Raw genomic sequence first — 19354 nt, 5'->3', positions numbered from 1 at the left:
GGGCCCGGATTCCAGGGCATCCGGGCCCGTATGAGCACACGAATACGTATCGGTGCTGCGGAACTCAGCGACCGATCGCGGCGGCCATCACGCGGATCGCCGAGACCAGTCCGTCGATCATCTCGCCCTGCCGGAACGAACTCAGCGCGGCGGTGACACCGAGCTGGCAGACGCGGTCGTTGGCACGATCGGCCACATCGGCACCCGAGCGGACCTCGATGGCCTTGTCATTGGGGGACACGGCGATGAGCACCGACCGCGCCGCTTCGGGGGTGGTGGGGAAGATCGCGTCCACACCTGCCGCCGGGTCGGCACCCAGGTCGCCGATGTAGATGTTGAAACGCACCTTGGTCGCCCTGGTCGCCTCGGTGAGGACGTTATCGATGGCGAGCCGTTCGTTATCGCTGAACGGCACCTCCTTGAATACGTCCCCGGCCTCGTGCACACCCGAGACACGGCCGCTGCTGGTGAGGGCGTATCCGTGCGGCAGGTCGGATTCGACCACCGCGGGCCACTTAGAATTTGCCACTTGCCCGGCCTCCGATCAGGTCCGCCTCGGCGGCTTCGATGGCGGCATGACCGCCATGCGACGCCTCGGTGTGGTGACCGTGTCCGGTCACCTCGTCGGTGGCACTCCACAGCACCGGCGGCTGGGTCCACTTCTGACCGAGGTCGAAGTGGGCCGGCTTGTCACCAGCGAGTGGCTTACCGAGATACGACAATCCGGCGATCGCGCCGTATATCACCAGCGGGATGCCGACGAAGATCAGCACTGTCTCGAGAATGCTCACGGATCAACGGTATCCGATCGGCTGTAGTAGATCATCCAGTGGTCGGGCAGCGGCACCTCCGTGTCGGCTCAGACCAGCCACGCCGCGGCGTTCGGCGGCAGCTGAGCGTTCTGTAGCGCCGCGCTGGCCAGCAGCAATTCGCCGGGCGGCAGCGGAATCGGAGCCGTCGTGGCGTTGAGTACGCACACCAGTCCGCCCGGCCTGCGAAATGCGAGGCATCCCTTCGGGCTGCCGTACCATTCGACGCCGTCACCCGCGAATTCCGGGCGAGCCCCGCGCAGCTCGATCGCCATCCGGTACAGCGATACCGTCGAGCCGAGCTCCTCCAGCTGCGCCTCCACGGTCAGTTGTGCCCACTCCGCGGGTTCTGGCAACCACGACTGTTCGGCGGCGGTGAAACCGAACGGCGGGGTGTCGCCCTCCCACGGCAGCGGAACCCGGCAGCCATCGCGCCCACGATCGGTACGTCCCGACCGTTCCCACACCGGATCCTGGAGGAGGTCCTCGGGCAGGTCGTCCACGTTGGGCAGACCCAGTTCCGAGCCGTTGTAGAGGAAGACCGATCCGGGCAGCGCGAGCTCGATCATCATCATCGCCTTGGCCCGCTCGACGCCGACGACGCCGCCGCCGTAGCGGGTGACCTCACGTTCGATGTCGTGATTGGACAGGGTCCAGGTCGGCGTCGCACCCACCGGGACCACCGCCGCGAGTGAGTTATCGATGGCCGCGCGCACCGATTCCGCGTTGAACTCGGTCTCGGCGAGACGGAAGTTGAAGGCCAGATGGAGCTCGTCGGAGCGCACGTACTCGCCGAAGCGGGCGTTGTCGTCGACCCACACCTCGCCGATGGATACCGCGTGCGGATATTCGTCGAGCACCTTGCGGAAACGGCGATGGATATCGTGCACGCCCGGGTTGTTGAAACGCGGATCGTCGTCGTCGTGCACCAGCATCTTGGTGGAGACGTTCGCCATATCGGGCAGGCCGGGAGGTTTGGCCATGCCGTGGGCCACGTCGATCCGGAACCCATCGATCCCGCGATCGAGCCAGAATCGCAGGGTCTGCTCGAAATCGGCGATGACCTCGGGATTCTCCCAGTTCAGATCCGGCTGCTCGGGCGCGAAGATATGTAGGTACCACTGGCCGGGGGTGCCGTCGGGTTCGGTGATCCGCGTCCAGGCGGGGCCGCCGAAGATACTCGGCCAGTTGTTCGGCGGCTCGGAGCCGTCGGGCCCGCGACCGTCACGGAAGATGTAGCGCGCGCGTTCCCCGCCGCCGGGGGCGCCCGCGCGCGCCGCGGCGAACCAGGGGTGCTGATCGCTGGTGTGATTGGGCACCAGATCCATGGTGATCTTGATGCGCCGGGCGTGTGCCTCGGCGATCAGGGCGTCCATCGCGGCCATACCGCCGAACAGCGGGTCGATATCGCGCGGATCGGCGACGTCGTAGCCCCCGTCTGCCATCGGCGATCGCATGACCGGGCAGATCCACAGCGCGTCCACGCCGAGCAGTTCCAGGTAGCCGAGCTTTTCCCTGATCCCGCCGAGATCCCCCACTCCATCGCCGTCGGAATCGGCGAACGATCGGGGATAGACCTGGTAGAACACGGCGGAGCGCCACCACGGTTGCGCGTCTCCATCGGCCGCTGCGGTGCGATCCACCGTCGCCGGCTCGGCTGGTGTCTGTGTCACATCCGTAATAGTGCCAAAGAATTTCGATGAATTCCTTCAGGCAACGCCAAGTTCACGATATCCGGCAAACCATCAGCGTGTGCGTCGGGCATCCGAAAAACCTGCCACGGTCCAGCAATCGAACCGAGCGGTCGAATCAGTACTGGTGGACCAGCGAATTCGCCGCCATCACCGAAACGCGATCTGCATCACCTTCGCCGACGAATGTCGGGTACGCCACATCGCGGCGCGCGGCTCAGATGGGTGAGTTGATCAGAGAATTCGCGGCCATCTCCATATAGTCGAGCAGCGCCTTGCGATGTTGGTCATCGAGCACGTCCGGCTCGATCTCGGCCACGCCGATACGCATACAGCGCAACCACGCGTCCCGCTCGATCGGACCGACCTTGAACGGCATATGCCGCATCCGCAGCCGAGGGTGCCCGCGTTCTTCGGAATAGGTTCGCGGCCCACCCCAGTACTGCTCGAGGAACATGCGCAGCCGCCGTTCCGCCGGTCCCAGATCCTCCTCCGGGTAGAGCGGACGCAGCACCTCGTCGGCGGCCACCTCGCGGTAGAATGCCGAGACGATGCGCCGGAAAGTCTCCGCGCCGCCGACCGCCTCGTAGAACGACGTCGCCGTCTGCTCGCCCGTGCTCATCTGATCCTCTCGATCGCCGAATGCACCGCCGTCCATTGTGCCCGCACGGCTCCCTTTGCCGCGCGGACCACCTCACATAGCGGCGCGGGGGCACTTCAACAGCCGTTAACCCAACATTGTGCGAAATCACCGTGCAATCAGCCGGTTTCCATGGTCAACTGGGGTGAAGTACCAGCTGAATATCACATGATCTTGTCGAATACGAAATCGGGGTTCCCATGAAGCAGCGGCACGGCCGATCACAGGAGGCCAGGGCGCACCGACAACTCCAGCCCGCCGACGTCCACAACCGTGGGTCGGGGGCTACTCCGCTGCACGTCTTGTCCGACCACCATCCGGGCTCACATCGCCACGGTGAGACCGTCCATCACGGTCCACATCTGACTTCGATCCCCACCGAGACCATCCATTGGTTGAAGCGCCGGGTGCTGCTTCTCAACGCCACCTACGAGCCGCTCACCGCCCTGTCCGCGCGTCGCGCGGTCGTCCTGCTCATCTGCGACAAAGCCGACGCCGTCCACCACAACGACGAGGGCCCGGTCGTGCATTCGGCCGAGGCCGCCGTGCCCGTACCGTCGGTGATCCGGCTGCGCAATTACGTGCACGTCCCCTACCGGGCGCGCGTTCCGATGACACGGGCCGCTCTCATGCATCGCGACCGCTACCGCTGCGGGTATTGCGGCGGCAAGGCCGAAACCATCGACCACGTCATCCCGCGCAGCCGGGGCGGCGAGCATTCCTGGGAGAATTGCGTCGCCAGCTGCGCGCCCTGTAACCACCGCAAAGCCGACAAACTGCTCAGCGAGCTGGGCTGGACGCTGCGTTCGCCGCTCGTCTCCCCGAAAGGGCCGCATTGGCGGCTGCTGTCCACCACCACCGATCTCGACCCGGTGTGGTTGCAGTATCTCGGCGAGGGCGCGGCCTGAGACTCACGCGTATTCGATGACCAGCTTCGCCCAGGTCCCCGCCTCGATGGCCTCGAAGATATGCGGGGCGTCACCGGGGTAGGAAGAGCGGCGCGCGCCGCTGCTCGTGGTCATCGTGGCCGCGGCAGGGAGTACCGCGATACTGCGCCTGCTCGACATCACCTGAATCCTCGGAATTCCACCGATCGCGGTCAGTTCGGCGGCGGGTCAGTTCGGCAGCAGTGGAATGGCGCCGCCGCGGCGGCGGGCGACCGAACCGTAGCGCGCATCGATGCGTAACCAGGTGTTGGTGGCCCGGACGCGGACGATTTCTGCGGGCGGAATACTCTCGGCCTCGGCTTTGTCACCGGAATGCGGGATGAAATCCATTGCGGTGAGGGCGAAGACGACGCGCATCGGAACCTCGACCGAGATCGGGTCGGCCGACACCGTGAGCACCGTTTGGTCGAGCAGCGACGCGGGCGGACCGTGTGCGCTGCCGTGTTCCTTGGCGAGTTGGGCGCCGCGTTCGGCGAGTTCGACCAGGGTGCGCGCGGGGACGTCATCGATATGGGCGAATCCGTCGGTCGGGGGCAGCGCGCCGCGCCAGGCCGAGTCCATCGCATAACCGAGGTCGATCGGGATGCCCGTGGCGAGCCCGGCCAGCACCAGATCAGCGCCGACGGTGACATCGTCCACCCCGATTTCGGCGAGTACCGTCCGCACCGCCAGCGCCTCGAAACCGGTTGCCACCCAGGCCGAGACATGATGCTCACCGCGCCTGCGCAACCGGACCACCGCCGCGACGTCCAGTCGGATCGCCCGGGTGAGAAAGGTAGCCAGATTCTCGCGTTCGGCCGGATCGGTGACACGCAGCACCCGCTGTTCGGCCATCACGGCGACTCCGGCATCACGGCAACCGCCTTCACGACAACACCGTCGTCAGGAATCCGACTCAGCTCACTTGTCCATCCACTCCGCGAGGTATGCCCGCTCGACGTCGCTGAGCCGGCGCAACCGCTGGGTCTGGATGTCGAACGCGGCGATCTGGGTCGAGGCGATCACGGCGGGCGCGGAATCCGGCGCGGCGCCGTTGGCCCGAACCTCGTAGCCGACGGTGAAATCGACGGCCCGCACCTGCTCGATCCACATGGCGATATCGAGCGGGGTGTCCTCGTGCCGCAACTGCCCCCGATAACGCACCCGCAGGTCGGCCAGCACACAGCCCTCACGCAGCGATGCGGTGGGACGCCCGTCCTCGAACAGCCACGGAATCCTGGCCTCCTCCAACAGCGTCACCATCCGGGCATGGTTGACATGCTGGAACACGTCCATATCCGACCACCTGACTTCCACCTTGGCGTGGAAGCGCTGGGGTAGCAGCAGAGCGCTACCGTTGGCCTTTCCTGCACCGTTCACCGAACTCGTCACCGTGGTACCTCCGATCGGGTGCCCCGTCTCACGCTGTTCCATACCTGCGACGCTGCAAGACTGGCATCACGGCGAAACCGTCGGGCACCGAATGTCGATCAATTCCGGTCGCTGAGACCTGGCATTCGCCCGGATCCAGACCGATTCGCGGCACCAGTATCGCAATCTCCGCCACCGGTGATCGTCGCGGGGGCGCGGGGCGCTGCGGGCATTCCGTCAGCGCGGCGTCGCGCTACCCGCATTTCTGCTGCACCGTAGCATGATTCGGCCGGGAGCGCCCTCCGGCGCACCCGGCCGAATACGTTCAGCGTTCGGACTGCACGCCCACGCCGCTGACCATGCTGCGCACCTGTCGTGCCGCGACCGACAACGTCGCGAGATCATGTGTTCCGGATTCGAACAATTCCGACAGTGCCGCCCGAGCGCGGCCCAAGCGGGACTGATTCTTCGACTCCCAGTAGGCGATCTTCTCGTCCGCGGTCTCCTCCGGATCACCCGCGGACAGCACATCGAGGGTGAGCGAACGCAGCGAACCGTACATGTCGTCGCGCAGCGCCAGCCTGGCCAGCGAATGCCAACGGTCGCCGCGTTCGAGGTGACTCACCGCTTCCAGCAGCCAATCGATCTTGAGGTGATCGTTGAGGGCGTAGTACAGCGAGCCGACCTCGTCACAGTCACGGTCGGTGATATCGGCGATATCGAGCACGTCGAGCAGCGGGAAGAGATTGAGCAGGCCGAAGACCTCGGTGGCCAGGTCGGTCGATGCCCCCTCGGCGATCAGTTCCGCCGAGTGACCGGTGAGCGTCGCGACATGGTGTCCACGCAGCCAGCCGGGCACCTTGGGCGTGAGTTCCCGCACGCCGCGGCTGTAGCGGTGGATTTCCGCGCCGACCGCGATCGGCTGAGGACGGTTGCTCAGCAACCACCGCGATGCCCGGTCCAGGGTGCGCTTGGTCTCCACTTCGAGGGCGTCGCGTACCGAGGTCGAGGTATCCGCGTCACGGATTCGTGACCACATCGAGTGCAGATCGAAGATCTCGATGGCCGCGGCGAAAGCACGCACCGCGTCGGTCGCGGTCGCGCCGGTCTCCTCGTTCAGCCGATGCGCGTATCCGATCCCGCCGTAATCGACCATCTCGTTGGCGATCATGGTGGTGACGATCTCCCGGCGCAGCCGATGCTTCTTGATCGCCGCACCGAATCTGTCCCGCAGCGCCGTCGGGAAGTAATCGGGCAGTCTGCTGGCGAAATAGTTGTTATCCGGCAGATCCGATTCGAGCAGGTCGGCCTTCAGCGAAAGTTTGACGTGCGCCATGAGATTCGCCAGTTCCGGGGACGCGAGTCCGGAACCCTCTTCCCGCCTGCGCTTCAACTCCACGGTGGAGGGCAATGCCTCCAATTCGCGATCGAGTCCCCGGCGATGCTCGAGATCTTCGATGAGCCGCTCGTGGACATTCAGCATCCGCGGCGCCTCGAAACGCGAGATCCCCATCAGGAAGTTCTGGGACACATTATCCCGCAGCACCATCCGCGCGACATCGTCGGTCATGGAGGCGAGCAGGGGGTTGCGCTCCGGTTCCGGCAGCAGGCCGCTGCTGACCACGCCGTCGAGCAGCACCTTGATATTGACCTCGTGGTCGGAGCAGTCCACGCCCGCCGAATTGTCGAGCGCGTCGGTATTCATCTTGCCGCCGGCGCGGCAGAACTCGATGCGCCCGAGCGCGGTCGCGCCCAGATTTCCGCCCTCGCCGATCACCTTGACCCGCAATTGGTTTCCGTTGACGCGAACCGGATCGTTGGACTTGTCGCCGACATCGCCGTTCGATTCGGTCGACGCCTTGATGTAGGTGCCGATGCCACCGTTCCAGAGCAGACCGACCGGGGCGAGCAGGATCGCGCGCACCAGTTCGGGGGGCGACAGGGATTCGACGTCATCGGCCAGTCCGAGCGCGATACGGGCCTGCGGGCTGATGGGAACCGATTTCACCGTGCGGTCCCATACGCCGCCGCCTTCGGAGATCAAGGAGGTGTCGTAGTCCGCCCACGAGGAGCGGGGCAGCGCGAACATCCGCTGCCGTTCGGCGTAGGACGTGGCGGCGTCCGGATTCGGGTCGAGGAAGATGTGCCGGTGGTCGAAGGCCGCGACCAGCCGGATGTGCCGGGACAGCAACATGCCGTTGCCGAAGACGTCACCGCTCATATCGCCGATGCCGACGACGGTGAAATCCTGGCTCTGGGTATCGATATCCATCTCGGCGAAATGCCGCTTCACGCTCTCCCACGCGCCCTTGGCGGTGATACCCATCGCCTTGTGGTCGTAGCCCGCCGAACCACCCGAGGCGAACGCGTCACCGAGCCAGAACCCGTAGCGCTGAGCGATATCGTTCGCGGTATCGGAGAAGGTCGCGGTGCCCTTGTCCGCCGCGACAACGAGATAGGTGTCGTCACCGTCGCGGCGGACCACCCGCGCGGGAGGCAGGACTGCCCCGGTCACCCGATCGACGTTATCGGTGATGTCGAGCAGCCCCGAGATGAAGGTGCGGTAGCACGCCACCCCTTCCGCGCCGAGCGCCTGGCGATCCGCCCCGGGATCCCCCGTCGCGAGCGGTGGCTGTTTCACCACGAAACCGCCCTTCGCGCCGACCGGCACGATGACGGCGTTCTTCACCGCCTGCGCCTTGACCAGTCCCAGGATCTCGGTGCGGAAATCTTCCAGGCGGTCCGACCACCGCAATCCGCCGCGCGCGACCGAACCGAATCGCAGGTGCACGCCCTCTACCCGCGGTGAATAGACGAAGATCTCGTATTGCGGTCGCGGCTTGGGCAGTTCGGCGATTTCGCGCGGCTCGACCTTCACCGAGATGTAGTCACGCGACATTCCCTCGGCATCGGTCACGTAGTAGTTGGTGCGCAGGGTGGCCCTGATCAAGCTGAGGATGGCGCGCAGGATGCGGTCGGCGTCCAGGCTGACCACCTCGTCGATGCGACCGCGCAGCTGGACCTCGAGCTCGGCCGCGTGTTCGGCCGTCACGGTATCCGGATCGAACCGCGCGGCGAACAGGTCGACGAACAACCGCGCCGCGTCCGGATAGGTCAGCAGGACCCGGGCGATATTGGCCTGACTGTACGGAAAATCCGCCTGTTGAAGATATTTCGCGTAGGTGCGCAGGATGGATACCGCCCGCCACGGGAGCCGAGCCCGCAGCACGAGTTCGTTCAGCCCGTCCGCCTCGGCGCGGCCGTACCAGACCGCCTCGAAGGCATCGGTGAACCGCTCGCGCAGCCCGCGTACTTCCGCTTCCAGCGCCTCCGCGCGGGCCGAGGATTCCAGCAGTTCGGCGTCCAGATCCCGGTCGAGCGAACTGCGCAGGAGCTCGGGACGCGCCAGCAATCCGAAATCGTAGATCCAGCGCTCCAGGACACGCCCGCCCGGCGTGCTCTCGAGCATGATCTGGTACGGGCGTTCGTCGACGACTTCGACGCCGAGGCTCTGCAGCACCGGCAGTACCTGGCTCAGCGAGATTCCGGTACCGCCGATATACAGGCTGAAACGCCACGAACCCGGCTCCGACCCCGCCCTTCGATACAGGTTCTGGACGATCGAACCGTCCGAGAGGCGCTCGAGCCGCATGATGTCGCCGAGTGCGCGAGCCGGAGCGAAATCCTGTTTGTAGCCCTCGGGGAAGGCGTCGGCATACCGCTGGACGACCGAGGGATCGAGTACCGGCGCGGTATTCAACTGATCGTTGAGGTGGTCGTCCCAGGTGTTGCTCGCTTCGGCGAGCAGACGCTGGATCCGCACCCGGTTCGGCTCCGAGGTGTCGGCGGGCGCGGGCGCCTCATGTGGCGTGCCGTGCTCGGCGTCGGGCAGCCGAACGGTGAAATAGACGCTGGCGAGCTCACTTTCACTCACCCGCACCGAATAGTCGATCGATGCGCCGCCCAATTCGCGGACCAGGATGTCCTGCATCTCCAACCGCACGTGGGTGGTGTAGCGATCGCGCGGCAGATACACCAGGCAGGCCACGAATCGGCCGTAGCCGTCGGCGCGCATGAACAGCTTGACCTGTCTGCGCAGACCGACATTGAGTACCGCGGTCGCGGTGCGGCGCATGGTCTCGGTATCCGAGGAGAACAGCTCGGTGCGGGGGAAGGACTGGATGACCTCGAGCATGGCCTGCCCGGAGAACGAATCCAGATCGAATCCGCTCTCCTCGATCACCGAGCGCACCCGACGCTCGATCACCGGGATGTCGAGGACGTTCTCGTGTACGGCGGTGACCGTGAAAACCCCGATGAAGAGGTGATCGCCGACGACCCTGCCCGATTCATCGAAATCCGCGACACCGATGAAGTAGGGGTACACCGAACGATGCACGGTGGCGGGCACCAGGCCCTGTGTGAGCATCAGCAGCGGCCGATCGCCGCTGTTGATCGGAACCCGGAAATCGGTGCCGACATCGGGACGCAGCACGCCGAGGCAGGTGCCCGGCAGGGCGTTGGCAGACATTTCCTCCCGGTCGGCGCTCAGCCGATGACGGGCGTAGCCGAGGACGGTGAAGTTACCGCTGGCCAACCAGCGCAGCAGATCGGCGGTATCGGTCAGATCGGTGGCGGAGAAGGGCGCGTAACCCGATTCGGCGGCCTTGGTGAGGGTGTCGGCGAGGGTGCCCTGCACCTGCTTCATGGCGTCGGTATCGCTGTTGACCTGGCGCACGTCCGTGACGACGACGGGCAACGCCTGCTCTATCCGATCCAGCACGGCCCGGGTGGTCGACGGGTGCAACTGCAGGTGCATCCACGATTCGCGCAGTCCGGTCCCGCCGTTGCCGTCCACCTCGTGCGGCGCCGCGTGCACGAGCCGCGCCTCGGCGTCACGCTCGACCTCGAAGATGGGGTGGATGACTTCGCTGACGCTGACGCCCATGCGACTCAACGAGGAGGTGATGGACTCGACCAGTAGCGCCATATCGTCGGTCACCAATTGGATGGCGGCCCCCAGGCCCGACCCGTCGTCCGGGTGATACACCCGAACCAGCGCCCGGCCGGATGGGCGTGATATCGCCAACTCCAGGTGCCGCCGGAAGATCTGGGTGATCCCGGTGATCGCGCAGTCCACATCGCCCGCGTCGACGTGGCGGAAATACGCCTCCTCGAGGGTCGCGAGATCGCCACGCAGTGACTGCGGCAGACCCGCGGACCACGCCGCACTGGACAATTCGGACGAGACCGTCATTTTTTCGCCAACTCCTCGGATCGGTTCCGTAACAAAGTGACGCCGGTCCGAGAGTAGCTGCGCGCCCGAGACAAGAGGGTGAAATCCGTTTGAATCCCAGGGTGTTCACCATTGTTGTGAGGTTCGCCGCTGCATTGCCGAGATCATCCGCTCGGCTCAGCACTTGATCGGCCCCGGCGACCGTCATGACGGTGCGTCGGACATGGGAACTACCCAGTGTTCGGACAGCACCGGCGCATGCACATAACCCACCCTATCGAGATTCGGCGGGTCAGGCCGGTTGTCCGTATTTCCTTCGACAGCGAGGCCGATCGACGGCTGTTCCCCGCATATCCTTCGAAAAAGTCGCCGATCGACGGGGCGATGCGCGCGGCGCTCGCCCCGTCGGATCCCACAGTCAGTCGCGGGTCAGTTTGCGGTGCGTAACCCGGTGCGGGCGAGCCGCTTCCGCTCCGAGCCGTTCCACCTTGTTCGTCTCGTATGCCTCGAAGTTGCCCTCGAACCAGAACCACTTGGCCTCGTTATCCGAATCGCCCTCCCACGCGAGGATGTGGGTGCAGGTGCGGTCGAGGAACCAGCGATCGTGGGAGATGACGACGGCGCAGCCGGGGAATTGCTCGAGCGCGTTCTCGAGCGAACCGAGGGTTTCCACGTCGAGGTCGTTGGTCGGCTCGTCCAGCAGGATCAGGTTGCCGCCCTGTTTGAGGGTCAGCGCCAGGTTCAGCCGGTTGCGCTCACCACCGGAGAGCACGCCTGCGGGCTTCTGCTGATCCGGACCCTTGAACCCGAATGCGCTCACATAGGCGCGCGAGGGCATCTCCTGATTGCCGACCTGGATGAAGTCGAGCCCCTCCGAGACCACCTGCCAGACATTCTTCTTCGGATCGATACCCGCGCGGTTCTGGTCGACGTAGCTCAGCTTGACCGTCTCGCCGACCTTCACCTCACCGCTGTCGGGCGCTTCGAGTCCGACGATCGTCTTGAACAGCGTGGTCTTACCGACGCCGTTCGGGCCGATGACACCGACGATGCCGTTGCGCGGCAAGGTGAACGACAGATCCTTGATCAGCTGGCGATCGCCGAAACCCTTGTCCAGATGCGAGACCTCGACGACCACGGTGCCGAGGCGCGGGCCCGCAGGAATCTGGATCTCCTCGAAATCCAACTTCCTGTGCTTGTCGGCCTCGGCCGCCATCTCCTCGTACCTGCCGAGGCGGGCCTTGTTCTTGGCCTGGCGGGCCTTGGCGCCCGAGCGCACCCAGGCGAGTTCTTCCTTGAGCCGCTTCTGCAGCTTCTGGTCCTTCTTGCCCTGCACTTCGAGGCGTTCGGCCTTCTTCTCCAGGTAGGTGGAGTAGTTGCCCTCATACGGGAAGGCGCGGCCGCGGTCGAGTTCGAGAATCCACTGCGCGACGTTGTCCAGGAAGTAGCGATCGTGGGTGACCGCGAGAACCGCGCCCTGGTACTGGGCGAGATGCTGTTCGAGCCAGTTCACCGACTCGGCGTCGAGGTGGTTGGTCGGTTCGTCGAGCAGGAGCAGATCGGGCTTGCTCAGTAGCAGCTTGCACAGGGCGACACGACGACGCTCACCACCGGAGAGCTTGGTGACCGGCTCGTCCGGCGGCGGGCAGCGCAGGGCATCCATCGCCTGCTCGAGCTGGGAATCGATATCCCACGCGTCGGCATGGTCGAGATCCTCCTGGAGCTTGCCCATCTCATCCATGAGCTCGTCGGAGTAGTCGGTGGCCATCAATTCGGCGATTTCGTTGAAGCGGTCCAGCTTCACCTTGATCTCGCCGAGGCCCTCCTCGACATTGCCGCGAACCGTCTTCTCCTCGTTCAACGGCGGCTCCTGCTGCAGGATGCCGACGGTGGCGCCCGGCGCGAGGAACGCCTCACCGTTATTCGGCTGATCCAGTCCGGCCATGATCTTCAGCACGCTGGATTTACCGGCGCCGTTCGGGCCGACGACACCGATCTTGGCGCCGGGAAGGAAGTTCAAGGTGACATCGTCGAGCACGACTTTGTCGCCGTGCGCCTTACGAACCTTCTTCATCTGGTAAATGAACTCAGCCATATACACAAGCCTATCGGTCTGGGGAACGGTGGAATCAAGCAGCGCCACCCACCGCGCCGTGGTCGATTCGGTCCGGGCGCCGGAGTGCCTCCGGATCGGATCAGCCCTGCTCACACGCGGTTGTGCCACGCGAAAGGTCAGGCGTCGACCGGCTCCGGTTCAGCGCTCTGGGTAGATGCGGAAGGCACGGTCGCTGCGGTCTCCCCCAGTCCCTGGCCAACGCGTGCATCCTGTTCAGCGCTCGATCCGTGACAAGTATTCCGTATCACGCCCTCGGCTACCGACCCGGTCCCGGAGTCGGATCGAGGAGCGATACGCGCGGTGCACCGGTTCAGATCGGGGCCGACCGCGCTGGCCCGCATCTCGAGATCGCGGCGCTCCACGCCGTCGCGCGTCCGGTACTCGTGTGAGCGCAGTTGCCCGTAGACGACGACCGGGTCGCCGCGCCGGATCGATGCCTCCACACCTGGCACCAACCGCCGCCAGCAGCTGACCGTGAGAAAAAGGGTTCCGTTGTCGACCCAGGACCCGGTGGCCTGGTCGAAACGGCGCGAATTACTCGCCAGCCGGAAGGTCAGTACCTGCTCCCCCGTGTTCAGATCACGTTTGGCCGGGTGGGTGACCACGGTACCGATCACGGTAGCCATCGCTTCGTACATGATTACGCCCTTCGTCTCCGGACCGGGACCCAACTGCCCCCGGTACTTCCTCCCCCTTTCCGGGGGCGTCCTCAGCGTGGTCGACCGTCGGCTCTCGCGGCGGCGCGATCCGGGGAATGTGGACAACTTTCCAGATTGTGGACAAGCTCCGCTTCGACTCAGACGGCCGCGAGCGCCGACGTATCCGCCGTCAACGGAAGATCCGTCACGCTGGTGCCCACGTGCACGGTGAAGACACCCGGTTCGATATGCCACACCCCATCCCAGTGCGCGAAGGCGCGGGGCGACAGGGGGATCCGGATCCGGATCGATCGACCGGCTTCGGCCTCGACGGGGGTGAAACCCGCCAGCCAGCGCACCGGGCGGTCGACGGCCGAATCCTCGCGCGACAGGTAGACCTGAACGACTTGCTTACCCGCCCTGGCACCGGTGTTGTGCACGGTGACCTCGATATCGACCGACCCGTTCACGCTCGGGGGCGCGACGGTGAGGTCGGTCAGCGCCCAGGTCGTGTACCCGAGTCCGTGCCCGAACGGGTAGGCGGGCCGCACATCCCCCTTCAACCAGGCGCGATAGCCGATATGAATACCTTCGTCATAGCGCAGCACGCCGTTCACCGGGGCGGTGGACAGCACCGGCACGTCCGATTCGGCCGCGGGCCAGGTCGTCGGCAGTCTGCCGCCCGGCTCCCGGTGGCCGAGCAGGACGTCGGCGAGCGCGTGACCGAGTTGCTGCCCGCCGAACCAGGCGAGTAGCACGGCGGCGACCTCGTCACGCCACGGCAGCAGGACCGGACCGCCGGAATTCACCACAACGATCGTGCGCGGATTCGCGGCGGCCACCGCGCGCACCAGATCGTCCTGTGCGCCGGGCAGTGCGAGGGTGGTGCGGACGAAACCCTCGCTCTCGGCCTGCGCGCCGGTACCGACCACGACCACCGCGACATCACTGTCGCGTGCCAGCCGCACCGCCGCATCGATCGCGGTCGCCGGATCACTCGCACCGCTCTCGCACTGACCGGCGCGGCGATGTTCGCTCAGCAATTCGCTGTCGTCGGCGGCGAGGAATCGGGCGCGTAGCCCCGGTTCGCCGGTCTCCGGATCGATCCTCGCGGACAACGGCGACGGATGGAGTCCGGTCTGCATCGGCACCCCCGGATGCGCGGTGATCGTCACGCCCGGCAGCGCGGCCCGCAACCCGTCGACGGGGCTGATCACATCCTCCGGCATCACGGTCGCGCTACCACCGCCCTGCGTGCGCGGCCACAACGCGGGCTCGCCGATCACCGCGATGGAACCGGGACCGGCACTCGGCCACGGCAATTCACCGTCGTTGCGGACCAGGACCATCCCCGCCGCCGCCACCTCCCGCGCCACCCGCAACCCCGTATCCGGCGTGTGGGAGACGCGGCTGCGGACCGCGCCGTCGCGCGCGATCGGCGTGCCGCGGTCCGCGACATCCAGCGCGCCGACACGCGCCGCCAGGCGGAGTAGTCGCAGTACCTTCGCATCGACGGCTGCCTCCGGCACGGTTCCCGCGCGCACCGCCTCGACGAGTTTCGCGCCCCAGGGCCCCTCCGGACCCGGCATCACCAGGTCCTGATCGGCATTCGCCGCGGCCTCGGTGCTGCGAACGGCGGTCCAGTCCGACACCACCACGCCGTCGAAACCCCATTCGGTGCGCAACGGCGCTGTCAGCAGCCGATTCTCTGTCATCGTCACGCCGTTGACCGCGTTGTAGGCCGACATCACCAGCCACGCCCCGGCTCTGACGGCCGCTTCGAACGGCGCGAGGTACAGCTCGCGCAGGGTGCGGTCGTCAACCTCGACGTCGGCGGTGTAGCGGTCGGCCTCGACATCGTTGGCCACGTAATGTTTCGGCGTCGCCCCGATCCCGTGTTCCTGCACCGCGCGCACATAGGCGGCCGCCAGCCTGCCGGTCAGCAGCGGGTCCTCCGAGAATGCCTCGAAATGTCTGTCGCCGAGCGGACTGCGCTGCACATTGATGGTCGGCCCGAGCACCACGTCGACACCTTTGCGTCGCGCCTCGGCCGCCGACGTCGCACCGTAGGCGCGGGCAAGATCGAGATCCCACGTCGCCGCGAGCGCGGTCGCCGACGGCAGATGCAACGCGGGATCACGCTCGTCCCACGCGGGCCCCCGCACCCCCGAAGGTCGGTCCGACAGCGTCATGGACCGCAGTCCGAGAGCGGGTTCGTTGACAGTCGACCAGATATCGGCACCTGTCAGCAACCGCACCTTCCGTGCCAGATCCAGCGTGCCGACCAGCGCGTGCAGGGTGTCATCCGTTATCTCGGACATCAGCGCATCTCCCTCGGATCATGGGCCTCACCGCTCGTCCGCGCGATTCGACGGCACCCGCCCCGGCCCGCCGAACACACGGCTCGCGTTATGTCACCGAGCGACAATGTACGCGCCAGCAATCAACCAGCGATCATTCTGCGATCTCACGCGCAACGAGATATAGACCTGTTATGCGGCACGGACTCATGGGCCGGAATACCCAGGGTCAGCGCCTGGGGAGCTCGGTATCGGCGCTGCAGAGGACCACAACGGGACGTTCGCCGGGCACCGGCACATACACACCGCTGTGCACCGCGGCGAGCGCGGTCGCGCCGGTCGACTCGACGACAATGCGGAATTCGCGCCACAGGTATTCCCTGGCCGCGGCGACGGCGTCGTCGGTGACAAGCAGCGAGCGGATGTCATAGTGCCGGGCGATCCCGAGGGCGACCGCGCCGATGCGGTGCGCCGGCGAGGCATCGGGCGCACACGGCCCGATCGCGTTGTCGGCTTCGAGCGCGGTGTGCAAGACCGGATAGCCGACCGGTTCGACGCCGATCACCTGTTGTCTGCGCCCCAGTACCGACGCCACACCGGCGACGAGTCCGCCGCCGCCGACCGAGATCAGCACCGGCGGACGCCCGCGCACCTGGTCTTCGAGTTCCAATCCGACAACCCCGGCGCCCGCGACGACCGCCGCCAGGTCGTCGACGCGCAACAGCAGGGCCCCGCGCTCGGTCGCGAGATCATCGGCGTGACAGCAGGCCTCGGCATAGGTTGTGCCGTGCCACACCACTTCCGCGCCGTGCGACCACATCGCCGCCACCTTGGTATGCGGCGCGGATTCCGGCACGACTACCGTGCACGCCTTGCCGAGCTGCGCCGTCGCGACGGCCGCCGCGATTCCGGCATCGCCGTCGGAGGCGATCACCACTTCCTCGGCCGCGGCCGGCGATTCCAGGAGCGCGTTGAGACTGCCGCGCACCTTGAAAGTTCCGCCGTGCTGGAGGTATTCGAGTTTCAGTGTCACCGGCACCGGCCCGTTCGGTCCGGCGACGGAGGTGTGGAATACCGGCGTCTTGCGGATCCGCCCCGCCAGTCTCTTGCGCGCCGCGCGCACGTCCGACCGATCCACCCGGTGTGCCCTACCCGATTCGTCCACGCCGGACCCGGCCACGCCGCGTTCGTTCACCCTGTGCACCCGCCCGCTCACGAAAGCTTCTCGCGGCGAATACCGCATCCGCTCCGGCGAATCGGGCGTCCGGGCGCAGGGACACCCGAATCGCGGCGGCCCGCGCCGATGCCTGGTTCACTCACTGCCACATTGTGCTCACTCACGATCGACCGGCGCACCCGAGCGTCCAGGTCCATCGTGCACGACTGTGACGCGTTCCGCTCGCCTCACTCGCACCGGGTTTCTTCCACGACCGGGTATCCGCAATTCACTTGCGCACCTCGCGATCCCGTTTCGCCAGCTCCGCGTACATGGCGTTGTAGGCGGCCAGTTCGGCGTCGTGGTCGCGATCCGCGGCGCGATCTATGCGCTTGGCCAGTTTGGCGTCACCGCGCGACCACTGGATGAGCAGCGCGAGCATCACCACGACCAGTGGCACCTCGCCGCTGGCCCAAGCGAAACTGCCGCCGGTGCGCTGATCGTCGAGCAGATCGACATTCCAGCCGAGCCCGAGACTTCCGAAGAACCAGCCGCCCATCACCGTGGTCATGCTCATCAGCGCGATACCGAAGAACGCGTGGAAGGGCAGCGAGCCGAAAACCATCGCGAGTTTGGTGAGCGGTTCCACCTCGCGCGGTTTCGGATCAATCCCGATCACCACCCAGTAGAACAGGTACCCGCTGAGCAGGAAATGCAGATTCATCAGCAGATGCGCGGCGTGCGAATCCACGAACGAATCGTAGATGCCGCCCATGTACAGGGCGTAGAACCCGGCGACGAAGATCACCGCGGCCACGATCGGAATGGTCAGGAATCGCGAGTACGGATTGTGCACCGCGGCGAGGACCCACTCGCGCGGACCGGGCGCCCCGCCGCGCCCGGCGGGTGGCAGAGCGCGCAGCGCCAACGTCACCGCGCCGCCGAGGGCGAACAGAATCGGCGCGAGCATCGACAGCGCCATGTGCTGGCCCATGTGGATGCTGAAGACCGCGGGTGAATACCGGCCGACACCGGAGGAAGTCGCGAACAACAGCACGACGCAACCCGACAGCCACGCGATCGTACGACCGAGCGGCCACGCGTCACCGCGCGCCCACAGCCGCCGCACCCCGAGCAGATACACCACCGCGAGCACGACCGCCAACGTGCCGAAGATCAGGTCGAAGCGCCAGTCGAACAGCAGTCGGGTCGCCGTCGGCGGTCCGGCCAGGCTATAGCCCAGTTCCACCTCGGCCGGGGTCGGCACGGTCGTCGGCGGTGGCGGTGGAGTTCGGCCGAGTCCGACGGCCAGGCCCATGGTCGCGGCGAAGATCACTACCTCGACCCCGCCGAAACGGATCAGCGCGGCGCGATCACGCGGGTCGGCGACGAGCGCGGGCAAGGACGCGCGGCGTTGCAGATAGCCGAACACGCCCAGCACGATCAGCGCCGCGGCCTTCGCGAGCACCAGCCTGCCGTAGGTGGTGGTGAACAGTTCGTCCAGCGGCACCCTGACCCAGGAATTGATCACACCGCTGATCCCGATCACGACGAAGGCGATGGTCGCCGTCAGCGAGAACCGGCGCGCCGCGATATCGGTATGCGCACCGCCACGCATCGCGTGAGCGAGGACCGCGAACAGTCCGCCGACCCACACGGAAGCGGAGACCAGGTGCAGGATCAGGCTGTTGGTCGCCAGATCGTGCGCACCGCCAGAAGACGAATGCCCGGTCAGCGCCAGCGGCATCATCGTCACGATGGCGCCGCCGAACAGCACCGGCGTCCACCCCCAGCGCAAGGCCAGCCGACAGCCGACAGCAACGATCAGCGCGAATACCACCGTCGTGCGCCACGCCTCGGCCATCGCCACCTGTTCGATGGCTCGCCACAACTGTTCGGGCCGCCACACCTGGCCGACCGGCTGTCCGGTCGTGTCCGACACCGTCAACGGCACGAGCAGCGCCGCGCAGCAGGCCCACAGCAGGGCGAAACGCGACGCGCGACGCACCGCCCGGTAGCCACCGACATCGAGCAGGCCATCCGCCTGCGGAGGTGTCAGGAATGCCGCGAACAGCAGCGAACCGACTGTCAGCGCCGCACACAGATCCGCGAGCGCCCGAACCGCTGGCAACCCGTAGGTGGTCAACGGCCCCGGATCCGGAATACCGAGCAGCGTCAACGCCCGCGCCGCCGACAGTCCGACCACCAGCGCCGCGACCACGGCGGCGACAGCACCGGCGAAGACCATCAGTACCGCGAAATTGCCCGCCGCACTCGACCGGCCGACATCCGAGACATCGGTTTCGACGGGCGGATCCTGCGGCAACGACATACGACTGAGCGTAGTTGGAAGAATATGGCGTGGCCCGTTCGGGCTCGGCCGGATAATCTGATCTCGGAGTCGACCGGCGCGGTCGGCTCGTCCTTCCGTGCGACCGAGGTGGCTGAAACGTTGCTGACACCGAGAACTT

At 66.3% G+C, this 19354-nt stretch carries 14 protein-coding genes; 1 reads left to right on the top strand and 13 read right to left on the bottom strand.

The window, feature by feature from the left end; all coding sequences use genetic code 11:
* Positions 1–64: 64 nt before the first annotated feature.
* The 4 genes from ABZS43_RS01110 to ABZS43_RS01095 form a co-directional block, all read right to left on the bottom strand.
* Positions 65–529, bottom strand: a complete 465-nt coding sequence (locus ABZS43_RS01110; protein WP_355033759.1) for a DUF5130 domain-containing protein — start codon at positions 527–529, stop codon at positions 65–67.
* Entirely contained in the window at positions 516–791 is a 276-nt protein-coding gene (locus ABZS43_RS01105; protein ID WP_355033758.1) for a hypothetical protein, read from the bottom strand. Before ABZS43_RS01105 ends, ABZS43_RS01110 begins: the two co-directional genes overlap by 14 nt.
* A gap of 68 nt (positions 792–859) precedes the next feature.
* Complete coding sequence (locus ABZS43_RS01100; RefSeq protein WP_355033965.1) at positions 860–2452, bottom strand: alpha-amylase family glycosyl hydrolase; 1593 nt, start codon at positions 2450–2452, stop codon at positions 860–862.
* 265 nt (positions 2453–2717) lie between these two features.
* On the bottom strand, positions 2718–3122 hold the full coding sequence (locus ABZS43_RS01095; protein WP_355033757.1) for a globin: 405 nt from the start codon (positions 3120–3122) through the stop codon (positions 2718–2720).
* A gap of 218 nt (positions 3123–3340) precedes the next feature.
* Here ABZS43_RS01095 and ABZS43_RS01090 point away from each other — a divergent pair, with 218 nt between their 5' ends.
* The gene (locus tag ABZS43_RS01090) at positions 3341–4048 is read left to right on the top strand and encodes an HNH endonuclease (RefSeq protein WP_355033756.1); all 708 of its coding nucleotides are present in this window, start codon (positions 3341–3343) and stop codon (positions 4046–4048) included.
* A gap of 3 nt (positions 4049–4051) precedes the next feature.
* Here the strand turns inward: ABZS43_RS01090 and ABZS43_RS01085 are convergent, their stop codons facing one another.
* The 9 genes from ABZS43_RS01085 to ABZS43_RS01045 form a co-directional block, all read right to left on the bottom strand.
* Positions 4052–4207: a hypothetical protein gene (locus ABZS43_RS01085; RefSeq protein WP_355033755.1), complete on the bottom strand. Its 156-nt coding sequence runs from the start codon at positions 4205–4207 to the stop codon at positions 4052–4054.
* A gap of 48 nt (positions 4208–4255) precedes the next feature.
* Positions 4256–4921: a hypothetical protein gene (locus ABZS43_RS01080; protein ID WP_355033754.1), complete on the bottom strand. Its 666-nt coding sequence runs from the start codon at positions 4919–4921 to the stop codon at positions 4256–4258.
* 66 nt (positions 4922–4987) lie between these two features.
* On the bottom strand, positions 4988–5413 hold the full coding sequence (locus ABZS43_RS01075) for a thioesterase family protein (protein ID WP_355033964.1): 426 nt from the start codon (positions 5411–5413) through the stop codon (positions 4988–4990).
* Between the two features lie 349 nt (positions 5414–5762).
* Positions 5763–10694, bottom strand: a complete 4932-nt coding sequence (locus ABZS43_RS01070) for an NAD-glutamate dehydrogenase (protein WP_355033753.1) — start codon at positions 10692–10694, stop codon at positions 5763–5765.
* Positions 10695–11091: 397 nt separating this feature from the next.
* Entirely contained in the window at positions 11092–12768 is a 1677-nt protein-coding gene (ettA, locus tag ABZS43_RS01065; RefSeq protein WP_355033752.1) for an energy-dependent translational throttle protein EttA, read from the bottom strand.
* 137 nt (positions 12769–12905) lie between these two features.
* Entirely contained in the window at positions 12906–13427 is a 522-nt protein-coding gene (locus tag ABZS43_RS01060; protein ID WP_355033751.1) for a single-stranded DNA-binding protein, read from the bottom strand.
* Positions 13428–13585: 158 nt separating this feature from the next.
* The gene (locus tag ABZS43_RS01055; RefSeq protein WP_355033750.1) at positions 13586–15748 is read right to left on the bottom strand and encodes a glycoside hydrolase family 3 C-terminal domain-containing protein; all 2163 of its coding nucleotides are present in this window, start codon (positions 15746–15748) and stop codon (positions 13586–13588) included.
* Positions 15749–15956: 208 nt separating this feature from the next.
* Positions 15957–16943 (bottom strand): pyridoxal-phosphate dependent enzyme, encoded by a 987-nt coding sequence (locus tag ABZS43_RS01050; RefSeq protein ID WP_355033749.1) that lies wholly within the window; start codon positions 16941–16943, stop codon positions 15957–15959.
* Between the two features lie 229 nt (positions 16944–17172).
* Positions 17173–19215, bottom strand: a complete 2043-nt coding sequence (locus ABZS43_RS01045; protein ID WP_355033748.1) for a cytochrome c oxidase assembly protein — start codon at positions 19213–19215, stop codon at positions 17173–17175.
* Between the last annotated feature and the right edge of the window lie 139 nt (positions 19216–19354).

Source organism: Nocardia sp. NPDC005366 (assembly GCF_040606855.1).
In the GTDB taxonomy this organism is placed as follows: domain Bacteria; phylum Actinomycetota; class Actinomycetes; order Mycobacteriales; family Mycobacteriaceae; genus Nocardia.
Note: the sequence above shows the minus strand (reverse complement) of the source record. Positions and strands in the feature narration are given on the sequence as shown.

Bases quoted from the DNA above. Each gene is read 5' to 3' on its own strand.
- ABZS43_RS01095 (WP_355033757.1), bottom strand. From the start codon at position 3,122: ATGAGCACGGGCGAGCAGACGGCGACGTCGTTCTACGAGGCGGTCGGC.
- ABZS43_RS01090 (WP_355033756.1), top strand. From the start codon at position 3,341: ATGAAGCAGCGGCACGGCCGATCACAGGAGGCCAGGGCGCACCGACAA.
- ABZS43_RS01085 (WP_355033755.1), bottom strand. From the start codon at position 4,207: ATGTCGAGCAGGCGCAGTATCGCGGTACTCCCTGCCGCGGCCACGATG.
- ABZS43_RS01080 (WP_355033754.1), bottom strand. From the start codon at position 4,921: ATGGCCGAACAGCGGGTGCTGCGTGTCACCGATCCGGCCGAACGCGAG.
- ABZS43_RS01070 (WP_355033753.1), bottom strand. From the start codon at position 10,694: ATGACGGTCTCGTCCGAATTGTCCAGTGCGGCGTGGTCCGCGGGTCTG.
- ettA (WP_355033752.1), bottom strand. From the start codon at position 12,768: ATGGCTGAGTTCATTTACCAGATGAAGAAGGTTCGTAAGGCGCACGGC.
- ABZS43_RS01060 (WP_355033751.1), bottom strand. From the start codon at position 13,427: ATGTACGAAGCGATGGCTACCGTGATCGGTACCGTGGTCACCCACCCG.
- ABZS43_RS01055 (WP_355033750.1), bottom strand. From the start codon at position 15,748: ATGTCCGAGATAACGGATGACACCCTGCACGCGCTGGTCGGCACGCTG.
- ABZS43_RS01045 (WP_355033748.1), bottom strand. From the start codon at position 19,215: ATGTCGTTGCCGCAGGATCCGCCCGTCGAAACCGATGTCTCGGATGTC.